This window comes from Conyzicola sp. (assembly GCF_046714715.1).
Taxonomy (GTDB): domain Bacteria; phylum Actinomycetota; class Actinomycetes; order Actinomycetales; family Microbacteriaceae; genus Conyzicola.
This window is the reverse complement of sequence record NZ_JBKKAD010000039.1, coordinates 20269-34065: the sequence shown is the minus strand read 5'-3', so window position 1 is coordinate 34065 and position 13797 is coordinate 20269. Positions and strand designations below refer to the sequence as shown.

13 protein-coding genes and 1 tRNA gene are annotated in these 13797 nt (G+C 66.4%); 13 read left to right on the top strand and 1 reads right to left on the bottom strand.

Annotation, left to right across the window (positions count from 1 at the left end):
* The first annotated feature begins 20 nt into the window (after positions 1 to 20).
* Genes ACLQ6X_RS03465 through ACLQ6X_RS03440 form a run of 6 tightly spaced genes read left to right on the top strand, consistent with a single transcriptional unit; the run spans position 21 to position 5591 of the window.
* Positions 21 to 962, top strand: coding sequence for a carbohydrate ABC transporter permease (locus ACLQ6X_RS03465; protein ID WP_411698775.1), 942 nt, complete (start codon positions 21 to 23; stop codon positions 960 to 962).
* Complete coding sequence (locus ACLQ6X_RS03460) at positions 959 to 1822, top strand: carbohydrate ABC transporter permease (RefSeq protein WP_411698773.1); 864 nt, start codon at positions 959 to 961, stop codon at positions 1820 to 1822. The genes ACLQ6X_RS03465 and ACLQ6X_RS03460 overlap by 4 nt, the downstream gene beginning before the upstream one ends.
* Positions 1822 to 2808 carry a glycoside hydrolase family 43 protein gene (locus ACLQ6X_RS03455; protein ID WP_411698772.1) on the top strand — a complete coding sequence of 329 codons (987 nt, stop codon included), beginning with the start codon at positions 1822 to 1824 and terminating at the stop codon, positions 2806 to 2808. Before ACLQ6X_RS03460 ends, ACLQ6X_RS03455 begins: the two co-directional genes overlap by 1 nt.
* Positions 2809 to 2856: 48 nt before the next feature.
* Complete coding sequence (locus ACLQ6X_RS03450) at positions 2857 to 3432, top strand: helix-turn-helix domain-containing protein (RefSeq protein WP_411698771.1); 576 nt, start codon at positions 2857 to 2859, stop codon at positions 3430 to 3432.
* 47 nt (positions 3433 to 3479) lie between these two features.
* Positions 3480 to 4373, top strand: coding sequence for a dihydrodipicolinate synthase family protein (locus ACLQ6X_RS03445; RefSeq protein WP_411698774.1), 894 nt, complete (start codon positions 3480 to 3482; stop codon positions 4371 to 4373).
* A 3-nt stretch (positions 4374 to 4376) separates the two neighbouring features.
* A complete protein-coding gene (locus ACLQ6X_RS03440; RefSeq protein WP_411698770.1) occupies positions 4377 to 5591 on the top strand; it encodes an MFS transporter in 1215 nt (404 codons plus the stop codon).
* 31 nt (positions 5592 to 5622) lie between these two features.
* Here the strand turns inward: ACLQ6X_RS03440 and ACLQ6X_RS03435 are convergent.
* A tRNA-Leu gene (locus tag ACLQ6X_RS03435) sits at positions 5623 to 5704 on the bottom strand.
* Positions 5705 to 5859: 155 nt separating this feature from the next.
* Between ACLQ6X_RS03435 and ACLQ6X_RS03430 the strand changes: the two genes are divergently transcribed.
* From ACLQ6X_RS03430 to ACLQ6X_RS03400, 7 genes are all read left to right on the top strand, one after another.
* The gene (locus ACLQ6X_RS03430; RefSeq protein ID WP_411698769.1) at positions 5860 to 6768 is read left to right on the top strand and encodes a hypothetical protein; all 909 of its coding nucleotides are present in this window, start codon (positions 5860 to 5862) and stop codon (positions 6766 to 6768) included.
* An 88-nt stretch (positions 6769 to 6856) separates the two neighbouring features.
* Entirely contained in the window at positions 6857 to 8131 is a 1275-nt protein-coding gene (locus ACLQ6X_RS03425; protein WP_411698768.1) for a chaplin family protein, read from the top strand.
* 80 nt (positions 8132 to 8211) lie between these two features.
* Entirely contained in the window at positions 8212 to 8814 is a 603-nt protein-coding gene (locus ACLQ6X_RS03420; protein WP_411698767.1) for a hypothetical protein, read from the top strand.
* A 75-nt stretch (positions 8815 to 8889) separates the two neighbouring features.
* Positions 8890 to 9321: a hypothetical protein gene (locus ACLQ6X_RS03415; RefSeq protein WP_411698766.1), complete on the top strand. Its 432-nt coding sequence runs from the start codon at positions 8890 to 8892 to the stop codon at positions 9319 to 9321.
* 91 nt (positions 9322 to 9412) lie between these two features.
* Positions 9413 to 10591: a tyrosine-type recombinase/integrase gene (locus tag ACLQ6X_RS03410; protein ID WP_411698765.1), complete on the top strand. Its 1179-nt coding sequence runs from the start codon at positions 9413 to 9415 to the stop codon at positions 10589 to 10591.
* Entirely contained in the window at positions 10588 to 13116 is a 2529-nt protein-coding gene (locus tag ACLQ6X_RS03405; RefSeq protein WP_411698764.1) for a hypothetical protein, read from the top strand. Before ACLQ6X_RS03410 ends, ACLQ6X_RS03405 begins: the two co-directional genes overlap by 4 nt.
* Complete coding sequence (locus ACLQ6X_RS03400; protein WP_411698763.1) at positions 13106 to 13738, top strand: hypothetical protein; 633 nt, start codon at positions 13106 to 13108, stop codon at positions 13736 to 13738. Before ACLQ6X_RS03405 ends, ACLQ6X_RS03400 begins: the two co-directional genes overlap by 11 nt.
* The last annotated feature ends 59 nt before the right edge of the window (positions 13739 to 13797 follow it).

The following is a 13797-nucleotide window of genomic DNA, read 5'->3' as shown; positions in this document are numbered from 1 at the left end:
CCAGAACACCCCCCCGAACGGTGGCTTATCCCAGAATCGTCGCCCCGCACCGCGGGGGCTCCGGCCCCCGCGGGGCGGCGGCCGGCCGCAAGACGCTCACGGCCTACCTCTTCCTGGCGCCGTTCCTCGTCATCTTCGGGATCTTCGTGCTGTTCCCCGCCGTCTACGGCCTGTGGATCAGCCTCCACGTGTGGAACCCGCTGCTCGACGACCACCCCTTCGTCGGGCTCCAGAACTTCTTCGACCTGTTCACGCCGGGCTCGATCACCTTCAGCGACTTCTGGCAGAGCATGGGTGCCACCGGCATCTTCGTGGTCGCGAGCGTGCCCCTGCTTCTCGCCGTGCCGTTGGGCATCGCGCTGCTGCTGAACCGCCGCATCAGAGGCGGAACCGTCTTCCGCGGAATCTTCTTCGCGCCCTACGTACTCGGTGTCGCCGTGGTCAGCGTGCTGTGGCGCTACCTGCTCGACCCGCAGCTCGGCGTGGTGAACGCCGTGCTCGGCCTGCTCGGGCTGCCCTCCGATACGCCGTGGACCGTCGACGTGCCGTGGGCGTGGATCTCGCTCGTGGGAATTACCGTCTGGTGGACCCTCGGCCTCAACACCGTCATCCTGCTCGCGGGTCTCAAGGGCATCAACCCCGACCTGTACGAGGCCGCGTCGCTCGACGGCGCCGGCGCCTGGCGCAAGTTCACCAACGTCACCCTGCCGGGGCTGCGCCCCGTGATGACCTTCGTCGTCACCGTCACGCTGCTCTCCTCGGCCAACATGTTCGGCCAGTCGTACCTCATCACCCAGGGCGGCCCGGGTACCCAGACACGCACCGCCATCATGTACATCGCCGATCAGGGATTGGCCCAGAACCAGATGGGCGCCGCCACGGCCATGAGCTACGTGCTCTTCGCGATCCTCGCGGTCGTCAGCGTCATCAACTTCCGCCTGCAGAGGGACAACACGAAATGAGTACCGTGACCGCTCCTTCCCGGCCGGGCACGTCCCGGCGCCGCGGCGCACCGAACGCCCTGGCCTACGTTGCGCTGTACCTGCTGTCGTTCATCATCGTCGTGCCGTTGCTGTGGATGCTGCTCACCTCGTTCAAGACCGACTTCGACGCGATCAGCTCCCCGGCCTCGCCTATACCGAACCCCTTCACCACCGAGGCCTACGGCACGCTCGCGACCGGTAACCTGCCGATTCTGCGGTGGTTCGCGAACAGCGTCATCGCCGCGACCGCGCAGACGCTGATCATCCTGGTCACCGCTTCCGCCGCGGCGTATGCGCTTGCCCGGCTGGAGTTCTGGGGCAAGAAGATCGTCTTCTCGGCGATCATCGCGACCCTGCTAGTGCCGGGCGTGATCTTCCTCATTCCGAACTACCTCATCGTCGATAACTTCGGCTGGCTCGACACCCTCTGGGCGGTCATCATTCCGGGGTCGGCCGGCGCGTTCGGCGTGTTCTTCCTGCGCCAGTTCTTCATCGGCCTTCCGGGGGAGATCGAGGAGGCGGCCCGCGTCGACGGTGCCGGCGACTTCCGCATCTTCTGGCAGATCATCCTGCCCCTGTCGCGGCCGGCGCTCGCCACCCTCGCGGTACTGAGCTTCCTCACCAACTGGAACGACTTCATCTGGCCGATCTACGTGCTGCTCAGCCCCGAGAACCTGACGCTGCAGCCCGGACTCTCGGTGCTGCAGGGCACCTACTCGACGCACTTCGGCATCGTGATGGCCGGAGCGGTGATCGCCTCGGTGCCCGTGCTGATCCTGTTCACGCTCGCGCAGAAGCAGATCGTCGAGAGCGTGGCCGCGTCGGGGGTCAAGGGCTGATGCGCCGTCCGGCAGTCGTGCTGGTCGCGCTCGCCGTGGTGCTCGCCGGGTGCTCCAGCCCAGAGAGCGGTGCGGATGACACGGAGGGGGCGGCGGTCACGGACGAGGTGATCACCGACGACTTCGCCATCGACCAGGATTTCCCGGACCCCGACGTTCTGGCGACCGGCGACCGCTACTACGCGTTCGCGACCAACGGCGCGGGATTCAACGTGCAGACGGCGGTCTCGACCGATCTCGAGAGCTGGGAGGTGCTGGCGGCCGACGCGCTGCCCGACCTTCCCGCCTGGGCTGCACCCGGCAAGACCTGGGCGCCCGAGGTCTCCGAGCTCACACCGGGCGCCTTCGTCATGTATTTCACGGCCGCGAACAAGAACCCGGCCATGCAGTGCATCGGGGTCGCGACCGCGACCAGCCCGGAGGGGCCCTTCGCCCCCGTCGGCACCGCGCCGATCGTGTGCCCGCCCGACGAGGGCGGAGCGATCGACGCCGCCACCTTCGTCGACGACGACGGCACGCCCTACCTGCTGTGGAAGAACGACGGCAATTGCTGCGCCCTCGACACCTGGCTGCAGATCGCCGAGCTGTCGCCCGACGGCACGGCGCTCGCGGGGGAGACCTCGAAGCTGCTGATGCAGGACCAGGCCTGGGAGGGCAACCTCATCGAGGCCCCCACCCTGGTGAAGCGCGACGGCGTCTACACGCTGCTGTACTCCGCGAACGACTACGGCGGCGACGCGTACGCGACCGGCTACGCGACGGCGCCATCCGCCCTCGGTCCATTCACGAAGGCCGGCGGTCCGCTGCTCACGACGGAGCTCGGCGACGGGCGCTATCTCGGCCCCGGAGGTCAAGACGTCGTGACGGCCCCGGATGGCACGGACGTGCTGGTATTCCACTCGTGGGATTCGCTGTTCATCCAGCGCGGGGTCAACGTGATTCCGCTCGAGTGGGACGTCGGGAAGCCGTCGGTGGTGTTGCACTAAGTCAATTTGTCGCTCGATATTGCACTCATAGTGCATTATGGTTCCCATATGGATGCGAACACGGCGACGCTCGCCGCCGCGATCGGCGGTCGGATCCGGCGAGAGCGGATCGCACGGGAGTGGACCCTCGACCAACTCGCCGAGGCCGCGAGGGTAAGCCGCCGTCAGCTAGTGAACATCGAGCAGGGCGAGGCGAACCCGAGCATCGGCACACTGCTGGGCATGAGCGACGCTCTCGGCATAGCCCTGCAGACGCTCGTCGAGCCGCCGACATCCCGCGCGGTCACGCTCACTCGCGCGGGCGAAGGCGTGCAACTGTGGGCTGGCGAACACGGCGGTCGCGGTGTGCTGCTCGTCAGCTCGCGACCGCCGGAGGTCGTGGTGCTGTGGGACTGGCGGCTCAACGCCGGCGACCGGCACGAGAGCGAACCGCACCGCCGGGGCACGACGGAACTGCTGCACGCCCTGGCCGGTGTCGTCACCCTCGAGGTCGGCGACGACCGCTTCGAGCTCGCCGCCGGCGACGCCCTCATGTTCCCTGGCGACGTGCCGCACGCGTACGGCAACGACGGCGTCGAACCGGCGCAGTTCTCGCTGACCGTCTACGAGCCGCGCACGGTCTGATCGGCCGCGGCCGCGAATCCACTACCCACTCGATGATCGGAGCACTCATGTTCACCGGCCTCAGCGCGTTCCCCCACACCCCGCTGCGCGACGACGCGTTCGACGAGGCCGCCTACGCGCGCCTGCTCGAACGGCTCACGTCCGCCGGAGTCGACTCCATCACCGCCCTCGGGTCGACCGGCTCGTACATGTATCTCGATCGCGACGAGCGGCGTCGCGTCGCGCAGGCCGCCGTGCGGCAGGCGGGCCCGGTGCCTGTCATCGTCGGAATCGGTGCGCTGCGCACCTCTCAGGTGCAGAAACTCGCGGATGACGCGCAGGACGCCGGTGCCAGCGCGGTGCTCCTCGCTCCCGTCACCTACCAGGCGCTCGGTGACGACGAGGTATTCGGCCTCTTCGAGGACGTGACCGCCGGCCTGTCCGTTCCCTTGGTCGTCTACGACAACCCCGGTACCACCCACGTCACCTTCTCCGACGACCTGTACGCGCGCATCGCGACACTGCCGTGGGTGGCGTCGATCAAGATCCCCGGCGTGCCCGTCGACCCCGGCGAGGCAGCAGCGCGCGTGCGGACCATCCGGGAACGCATTCCCGGCTCAGTCACCATCGGCGTATCCGGCGACGGCGACGCGGCGACCGGTCTCAATGCGGGGTGCGACGCCTGGTACTCCGTCATCGGGGGCACCCTCCCGGTGCCGGCCCTCACAATCACCCGCGCTGCCAGGTCGGGCGACCACGCCGCCGCCTCGGCGGAATCCAAGCGATTGGCGCCCCTGTGGGCGATGTTCGCCCAGCACGGAAGCTACCGGGTCACCGCCGCGATCGCGGAGCATCTCGGCCTCGTCGCGACTGACTGCCTACCGCGCCCGGTGCGGGGTCTCGACACGGTCGGGCGTGCACGTGTCGCCCGGCTCGTCGACGAGCTGCACCTCGCGGACTGACACGTGGCCGAACCGCATGACGCCGGCGACGCGGTAGGTCCGCGACCGCGCTGGGGCCTCACGCGGTACGTCGCGGCCGCCACCCTCGCCCGCGCCGCTGACGGAGGCGGCGTGGTCGCGGTCGTACTCGTCGTCACCGCCAGCGGGGCGCCCGGTTGGCTCGCCGGGCTCCTCGGCGCGAGCATCACCGCCCCGCACCTGCTCGGACCGTTCCTCGCCCGCAGGCTCGATACCGCCCGCGACGCCCGGAGCGTCGTCGCTATGGCCTGCCTCGTCCACGGCGCTGCGCTCGCGGCAGCGGTGCTGCTCTACCCGCAGGTGTCGCCCATCCTGACCGCGATCCTGCTCTTCGCCGCGGGCCTCTTCGGCCCGTTCCTCACGGGCGGAATAAGCAGCCGCCTGCCCGCGATCGCCGGCCCTGACCGGCGGAGCCAACGACGGGCTCAGGGCTGGGACGTCGCCACCTACGGCCTGGGTGGCACCATCGGGCCATCCGTCGTCGCCCTCGTCTCGGTCTGGGCGTCGCCCACCGTCGCCGCCCTCGTGCTGGCCGGCGGCACATTCGCCGCCGCCGGGCTGGTCCGCCTGCTCCCGTTCGCCGAGGCGGCCGCGTCGGCGGCCGATGTTCCACGGCCGCTGCGCACCCTCAGCGTCGTGGTCGCGTCGGGACCCCTGAGGCGCACCCTCTATCTCACGATGACGGTGGCACTGGCGGTCGCGGTTCTGCCGATCGTGGCTGTGTCGTCGACGGCCGGCCTCGGGGAGGCGGCGGCCGCGGCGGCCGCCCTTACCGCGGCGTACGGCGTCGGCAGCCTCGCGGGCTCCGTCGGGGTGATGATCCGCCCGCTGGGCGGCGACGCCGATGTGCTTCTGCCCCACCTCGCACTCACCGTCGCCGCAGCTCTCGTCGCGGTGCTGCTCGTTCCCAATCTCATCCTCGCGGTGCTCGGTTACGCCGCGGTCGGTATAGCAAACTCGTACTTCTTCGCCGCGACCCTCGCCGCTCGAAGCGAATTCTCACCGCCCGCAGCGCGCGGACAGGTCTTCGTGTGGGTGGGCGCTCTAAAGATCACGGCCGGGTCGGCCGGAACCGCTGCAGCCGGTGCGCTCGTCGGCACGGCGCTCCATCTGCCAACGGCGCTCGCTGCGGTCATCGCGGCCGTCGCGGGCATTGCCGCGATCATCGACCGACGATGCGGCTCACGCGCGATCGGTTGATCCCGGAGTTTCGCGTGCGCAACCTGCACAGTGCGGGAGAAGGGACTTGAACCCTCACGCCTTTCGGCACAGGTACCTAAAACCTGCGTGTATACCAATTTCACCACTCCCGCGAGCGCTCATAAGTGTAATGGAGGGCGTGCGGCCGTCCCGTTCGGGGCGGCCGGAAAAGGATTCACTTTTCAGGCGGAAACGGGTAGACACCCGACCGCGGCCGTGCTTAGGTAAACGTGAGTAGCTTTTCTTTCAAGGGGGAATGGGGGCGATCGTGGACCTGTCACAACACCTCCGCGCCGTGCGCCTCCTCGCTCTCGCCGGCCTCGCCACCCTCCTCTGGTTCATCGTGAGCCTCTTCATCGGCTCGAGTTCAGCCTCGGCAGACGATGGTTCGCTCGTCGACCCCGTCGGCACTCTCGTCGGCTCCGTCACAGAACCCCTCGCTCCCGTCGTCGCGGCGCCCGTTCAGGCCGTAGAACCCGTGGTCCAGGCGGTTGCACCGATTGCCGCCCAGGCAGTCACGGTTGCGGTACCTGCCCCCGTCGTGGCGGCGGTCGCTCCCGTTGTGGCGCCGGTCGTGACCGTCGCTTCACCCGTGACGGCACCCGTCGTCGCGGTGATCGCGCCGGTCGTCGCGCCGCTTTCACCGGTCGTCGATCCTCTGGTGCCGGTCGTCTCGGCCGTGGTCTCACCGCTATCGCCCGCGCTCGCCGAGGTCGTGGCGCCGCTCGCTCCGGCCTTCCCGACGCTCACGCCGGCGGCCCCTGTCGTCGACGGGCTGCTCGTCGACGGAATCCCCGTCGACCCGTCGCAACCCGCCGCCGACGATGTATCCGCAGGCGTCATGGCCGCGTCGGTCACCGGTTCGGTGTCCGAAACGGATGCCACGGCTCGCGCGACCACAGCGCGCGCGAACCCGCACACTTCGCTGAGCATGCAGCTCGCGACATCCGCGCGCCTCGACACGGCACTGGGTATGCCGTCCGAGGTGCCATTGCCCGCCGCACCGACCGCGCTCTCGGGTAGCGCTGCGTCGAGTGCGGCGGGCCTTTCGTTTTCCAGCGCCGACCTGGTGCGCGGCTTCGACGTGACCGCCGCCGGTGGTGCCGCGGTCTCCACGCTCGCCGACGACGAACTGCCGTCGTCGCCCACGTTCCCCTCGGACACGACTCCCGACTGAGTGGGTCGCCCCTGCGCTCCGACGCAGGTACGACCTCCGCTTCCGCGACGGAAGCAATCACCCACTCAATCAACAAGGAGTAACAACCATGTCCAGATACGTTTCTCGGGGGCTTGCCCTCGTGCTTTTCACCGGGGGGCTCACTCTCCTCGGGGCCGGCATCGCCAACGCCGCCGACACCACCGGAGACGACGGGCTGCTCTCGGGCACCCAGATCGTCGCACCCGTCACCGCCCCGATCGACGTGACCGGTAACGCGGTCAGCGTTCTCGGCGACTCGCTGGCGGGCGGTGCCGTCGCCCCGTCGCCGACCGCCATTCCTGCGGCTCCGGCTCCTGCCCCGGCACCGGCGACGACCAGCGGCACCGACTCGGCTCTGGGCGGTACGCAGGCCGTGGTCGAGGCCGCCGCACCGATAGCTGTGCAGGGCAACGCGATCAGCGTCGTCGGCGACTCGTCGGCAACTCCGGCCCCGGTCGCTGCAGCTCCGGTCGCTGCAGCTCCGGTCGCCGAACCGGCCGCTCCGGCCTCGGCTCCCGCTACGTCAGCTCAGACCATGTCAGCTCCGACCACGTCGGGCAGCGACAGCGTCGCGGGTTGCACCCAGGTGCTGCCCGACATCGCGGTCCCGGTGACGGTCGGCGGTAACGCGGTCAGCGTGCTGGGCGACTCGTCGTCGGAGGGCGCTTCTGCGCCGACCGCGGCGGCGGCTCCCGTTGAAACGACCGACGGCGCCTCTACCTCGGGCAACGACAGCATCGCCGGTGGCACGCAGGTCGCACCGGTCGTCGAACTTCCCGTCTTCGTCGGTGGTAACGCGATCAGCATTCTGGGGGATGCTGCGTCCACCGGTTCATCCACGTCGATCCAACAAGAGGGTACGAGAGACGACGTGACGACCACGGGGAACGATGGAGTGCTGGGAGGAACGCAGATCCTCCCTTCCATCTCGCTGCCGATCACCGTCGGGGACAACGCCATCAGCGTTCTCGGTGACACCGAGACCGGCGCTGGTTCGACAACCGGAGTCGGCACCCCCGTGGTGCCGACAGTTCCGGCCGGTCCCACCACGCCGTCGGCTCCGGTCACGAGCCCGCTGACGACCGACGCCGGTACGAGCAACGGAGTGAACGGCGCGGCCACCACCGGCGTGACCCCCACGACCGGGCTTGGCACCGGGACCGGCCTCGGCTTCACCCTCGGTTCGACCGGTGCTTTCGGATCAGCCGGTACCGCGACGGCGGCACTCTCGACTGTCGCTCTCGCGTCGACCGGTGTCGAGATCGCGCCGCTGCTCGGCGCGATCGGGTTTTTGTTGATCATCGGCTTCGGACTGCTGCTGACCAGCCGACGCCGCGCGTAGCGGCGACGCGTGCCGGGCATCCTCGTTCAGGGGCTGCCCGGCTTCGTCGCGCCCGCGGCATCCGGAGTAGCGTCTATGACGTGAGATCTCTATGGCGGCGGCGGCGAGGCGTAGATCTCGGCAAATACGCGCACCCGCCGGTGGCGCCGCTCGCGCCCATCGAGCGGGTCGTCGAGGAGGGCGTGATGATCTCCGCCTCCGCGGTGCGCATGGCTCTGAAGAACCAGCTGATCGTCGCCGCCCTCCGCGAGCACCACGCCTACGATGCCGAGGCGATCGCCGGTGCCGCGCGTGACCAGCTGGCGTCGGTCGCTGCCGAGAGCGCCGCCACGGCCGAGCGGCTTGAAGAGGTGCGGACCGAACGCGGCTATGTACGCGCCGACGACGGCGAGGGTGACGAGAACAGCGCCCTTCGCGACGAGGAGTACCGCCGCCGTCCGACGGTGCACCGCATGCTCGCGGCTGCGCTTCTCGAGATGGCGGCCGACCCGGCAGCGGTCGCCGGACTCGTCGACGCCGCCCGAACCGATGCCGCGCAGGAGATCGGGCGCGAGGTCGTCGGTGGCCTACGTGCGCGCGACTTCGCCGCCGAACCCGACTACGAGGCGACGAAGCAGCAGCGGCTGCAGGGCCTCATTGACATTGACCTCGAGGAGCTGGCCGCCTCGCAGCCCCCCGAATAGCCGCCCGAGTAGCCGCCCGCGCACCACCTGTGGAAAACTCCCGCGGCCAGCGTGGCATCCGAACACAATGTCTGCATGTCGCACGCCGAGTCGATCATCACCGACCAGGTGCGCGAGCGCGTGCGGCGCGACGGCGTCGACCTGCGCACCGACCGGGAACTCGCCGGCCGCTACGTCAGCGACGCCGTGCGGCGGTACAGCGAGCGGGCTCTCGGCGGGTCGGTGCCGCTGCTCGCCGACGAGGCGATCACCACGCGGCAGATCGTCGCGACGCTCACCGGATTCGGCGCGCTGCAGCCGTTCTTCGACGACGCCGAGATCGAAGAGATCTGGATCAACGGCCCGAACCGCGTCTTCGTCGCGCGCGACGGCGTGCCCGAGCTCACCGCCGTCGAGCTGACCGACAGCGAGGTGCGCGACCTCGTCGAACGGATGCTGCAATCATCCGGTCGTCGCGTCGACCTGTCGTCTCCTTTCGTCGACGCGTCGCTGCCCGACGTTATCTAGCCCCTAATTCTTTAGTCAGCGACAAGCAGACACTGGGGGATCAGGCCTGTGACTGACTCCCATTGTCGGACGGTGTCAGTAGCTTGATGGAGTGATCCTCAATCCCGCGTACTCGCTTGCCGTTGCCACGACAGCGGACGGTGACCGTTACGTCATCACTGACGGGACGGACCAGCTCCATGCTGCGTCTTCCTGGCTGCAGTTCCTCACGAATACAGGAAAGTCGCCCAACACGGTCAAGCATTACGGGGCGCGGGTGGCGTGGTACCTCTCGTGGACGGTACTCACTAGCGACTGGCGAGAGGTCTCCCTTCATCACATCGCACTCTGGAGGCGAGTCGTTTCGAACACTCCCGTACTGAAGACGAACGGGGAGGAGATGTTCCGAAGCCCGAAAACGGTGGCGCTTTGGATGACTCCCGTCCGCTCGTTCTACGAGTGGGCCGATAGCCAAGACCTTGTCTCATCCGACGTGGCACGCCGCCTGACGCAGGTCAAATACTTCGCGCCCGGCAGTCCGGCCGGCGGAGAGCACGGAGCACATCGCCAGGTGCTTGCGGCGGAACTGAGGGTGCCTGGAGCCCAGACCGAACTCAGCGATCCAGACTGGATCGACGACCCACGCGCTCGCGCGGAGCTGGAAACCATCGAACTAAAATCGCGCGATCGTTTCCTCATCGACTTGATGTACTTCACCGGAATCCGTGTCGGAGAGGCGCTCTCCCTGTTCATCGAGGATCTTCATTTTGGCGGCGGTTCGGCCGAGCTCCGATGCCACGTCACCGAGCCTCATTTTCACGTCCGGACGGACAACCGCGTCGAGAACGGAGCTCGGGCCAAGGGACAAGCTCGACTTCTGTACGCCAGCGAAGACCTCATCGACAGGTACGTCGACTACGCCATTGAACGAAGCAAGAAACTTGGTGAACTCGACCGTTCGCCGCACGTCTTCGTCAGCATCTACACCTTCGGAGAGAGTCGCGGAGCGGCCATGAAGTACTCGGGAGTGAGCAAGCTCATCGCGATCTGTTCGCGCCGAATACGGTTCAAGCTCTCCGGGCCGCACATGCTGCGGCACACCTTCGCCACTCGCCTCGTGCGAGGGATCGACTGCGAACCGCAGCCGCTTGAGACTGTCCAAGATCTGCTCGGCCACCGAAGCATCAACTCGACCAAGGTCTACACCCACGATCTGGAAACCGCCAAGAAAAAGGCCTTAGCCGCGATCGCCCCGCGTCGACTGCACCTGGGAGAAATCGAGCAACGATGAGACTCTCAAACGCGCTAATCGCGCCAGCCGCTGAGAAAGCCGCGACGTGGTCCGACCATCTGCAGTCGATGATTGTTCCTGACTGGAGGCCAGACGAGTTCGACCTGGAAACACTCGTCTACACCCCAGATCACACAAAGCCGGAAGTCGCCCTCGACCTGTGTTCCCGTCCCAACTGCGGCATCTTAATCGAGCGTGGACCGATCTGCACTAACTGTCGCCAGGCGTGGACGGCGATGCCGAAAGAAACGCGCATGTCCCGTGAGGAATGGCAGACGACGCCACGCGTGAGGGCACCGATCGGCGTCGGATGTCTGATTGACGGCTGCCCTCGCAGCCACAGCGGCAGCGGCATGTGCACCACACACGGCGCACGGTATAGATCTCGCCGAAAGAGCGCCAACGAGGCCGACTACACCGTCGATCTGTGGATTTCCAAGTACAACCCGCAGCCGCTCGCACCCCTGCCAGCATGCCTCTACCCGGGCTGCATCTACGACAAAAGCCACGACAACGGACTCTGCAATACCCATAGTTTTCGCTTCAATGCGTGGCGTAAAAAGCATGGGGCGGACTCTTCCGAAGACCTGAAGCTGTGGTTTCGACTGTGGGTCGAACCCGAGATGGACCCAACTGCCGGAACCACCTTCGCGAGGGCAATGGCCACGCCGTTCGGGCTTCTCAGGGATCCCGTGAGGTGGGAGCTCCTCTACGCGCTCCAGCAACGAGATCTCAAAGGAGCGGCAGGAATGTCGCCCGTCGACATCCGAGTAACCTACCTCGGCCTTCGACACAGCGACATTGCAACGACCGTGGGCGCCGACAAACTCGGGCGCGAAAACATAGCAGAGCGAGACGGCGGCCTGAGAGGGCTCCTAAACGATCTGCAGTGGTTCGTCGATGAGGCACATAGGAAGTGGTCGGGCGTCGACCCCCGTGACCCTCGGATCATCCGCTTCCAGGATCTCGAACTGAGAAAGACCAGCAAGAGAGTCGGCCGGAACGCCGGCCTCGACCTCCGTGAGATACAGACGCAGTGGATTCTCGACGCCATTGGCGCTTGGGTTCGGGGAGCTCCTCGCGGGATTGGCGAACTCCCGCACATCCAGAGCGCATGGACCATCGCCGATGAGACGCTGAGAGCGCGCGGCACCGCAGCACGCTCGCTTGCTGGGGCGGACATGAACGCCATAGTGAAAGAGATCCGGACACGGTGGAGCGATCCAAGAGCTCAGGGGCGACAGCTCCTGGCCCTATCGCGCGTGATCAATTTCGCTAGAGCTGATGACGAGCAGCAAGACGTGTGGGGCAAAATTGCGCCGCAATTTTCGGTAGATCCGGAGCGGCACGCTCCAATCGGCAAGATGGCATCCCGCGCAAAGAACCCCGACGAGCCGTTCAGGTTCGTTCCCCAACCGATCGTCGACTGGGTGATGGACCACCTCGGCCTCCTTGTTCGCGCTGACGCGTATCGAACTGCCGAGGCGCAGGCCATGATATTCGTGCACGAGCGTTGCGGCCGCCGAACAGGCGAGACCACCAGGCTCGAAGACGACTGCATCTCCTACGACACCCAGGGCTCACCATACTTGGAGTGGCAAGAAGGGAAACCACCGTTCGGCAGCGGCAAGCGGCTCCCCATCCACCAGGAAACACACGACGTCATCCGAGATTGGCAGAAGATAAAACGCGAGGCCGGAGTTGACTCAAAATGGCTCTTCCCCTCGTCATTCGGATCGAACGACCAGCACTACGGGCACGGGTATCTGGGGGACCGAATCAATGATCTGATTGCGATCATCTCCGAGAAGGCTCCCTTTACGAGTGCCGTGGAGGGAGCCGAAGGCAACCTCATCTACTTCGACCTTTCCACTATTGATCCGTATTCCTTCCGGCACGCGTTCGCCCAACGGCTCGCCGATGCCACGGACGCTGACGGACGGCCCACAACCACTCCCGACGTGTTGCAGGACTACATGGGGCACAAGAGCTTCGTGACGACGATGGCTTACTTCAGTGTCACCGCTAAACGCAGGAAAAAGGCCCTCTCCGCGATTCCCCCGCGACGACTCAATCTGCTCGGCGAGGCGATCCCGATCGACCGCGAACGTGATGGGTTCGGCAAACTTGCAGTCACCTTAGGCTCTTGCACGGAGCCACAAAACGTGGCGGCGGGCGGCGAAGCCTGCTCTCTCAACCACGCGTGCGAGTCATGCCCGTTCTTCCTCGTTGACCCCCTCGAACGCGATGGCATGGCCGCGAAGCGTACCCACCTTCAAGTGCAACTGGAGCGCGCACGCATAATCCGCGCATCGGCGCACCTGCTCGAACACTATGCGGCCCGGATCGCAGACTGCACGGCGATTATCAACGGCATCGACAACTACATCGACACGCTCAGCGACGACGAGAGAACAGCGATCAAGGGTGCCCTAGACCAGATGGCTGACGTCCGGCGTCGGGCGACGTCGCCGCGAAGAATTGACCTGCGAAAGATCCTGCGAGAAAAGCAAAATGCCGAGTGACAATGCTGTGGACGCCCTTCGCCGACACCGCGCGGCGGAATCGAAAACGAAAAAGGCGAGCGTTCTCACCGCACTGGAAAATGCAAAGTCGCGAAGCGAGAACATCACAATTGCGGGCATCGCCCGCGCTGCGAAGGTGTCTCGCGAGTTCATCCATAGTCACGCTGTTCTGCACGACGCGATCGCGGCTGCCGCCCTCGAATTAAGACATAACGCCGAACGCGCCTCGACGACCCAGACGCTCGCCAACGGACGAGGCTTGAAGGCCGACAGGGCAACTCTTCTGTCTCGCGTCGAGCGCGACAAGGCGGTGATCGCCGGCTTGCAACAGCAAGTAACAGACCTGTCTAGTCAACGAAAACGCTGGTTGGGCTCCCAGCTGGACGCGCCGGGAAAGGTCGACCCAGAAGTTCATGCGGAGCTCCGTATCTCCTACGAGCGGCTACTTCAGACGTCCAGAACGACGGAAATACAGCTGACCGAGTCCAGGCGCCTCGTTCAGGTTCTGGAAGACGATTTGTCGAACCTACGCCAGGCTTATAGCGAAGAAATTCGAAGGCTCTCAGCCGGCGCCTCAACTAACGTGACCTCTATCGAACGCGCTAAATCAGACAGTGACTGACTTCGGCTTACATGCTGCATCAGCGCTTTCCTGGCGATTCGCACGAAGGGGGTAGATAA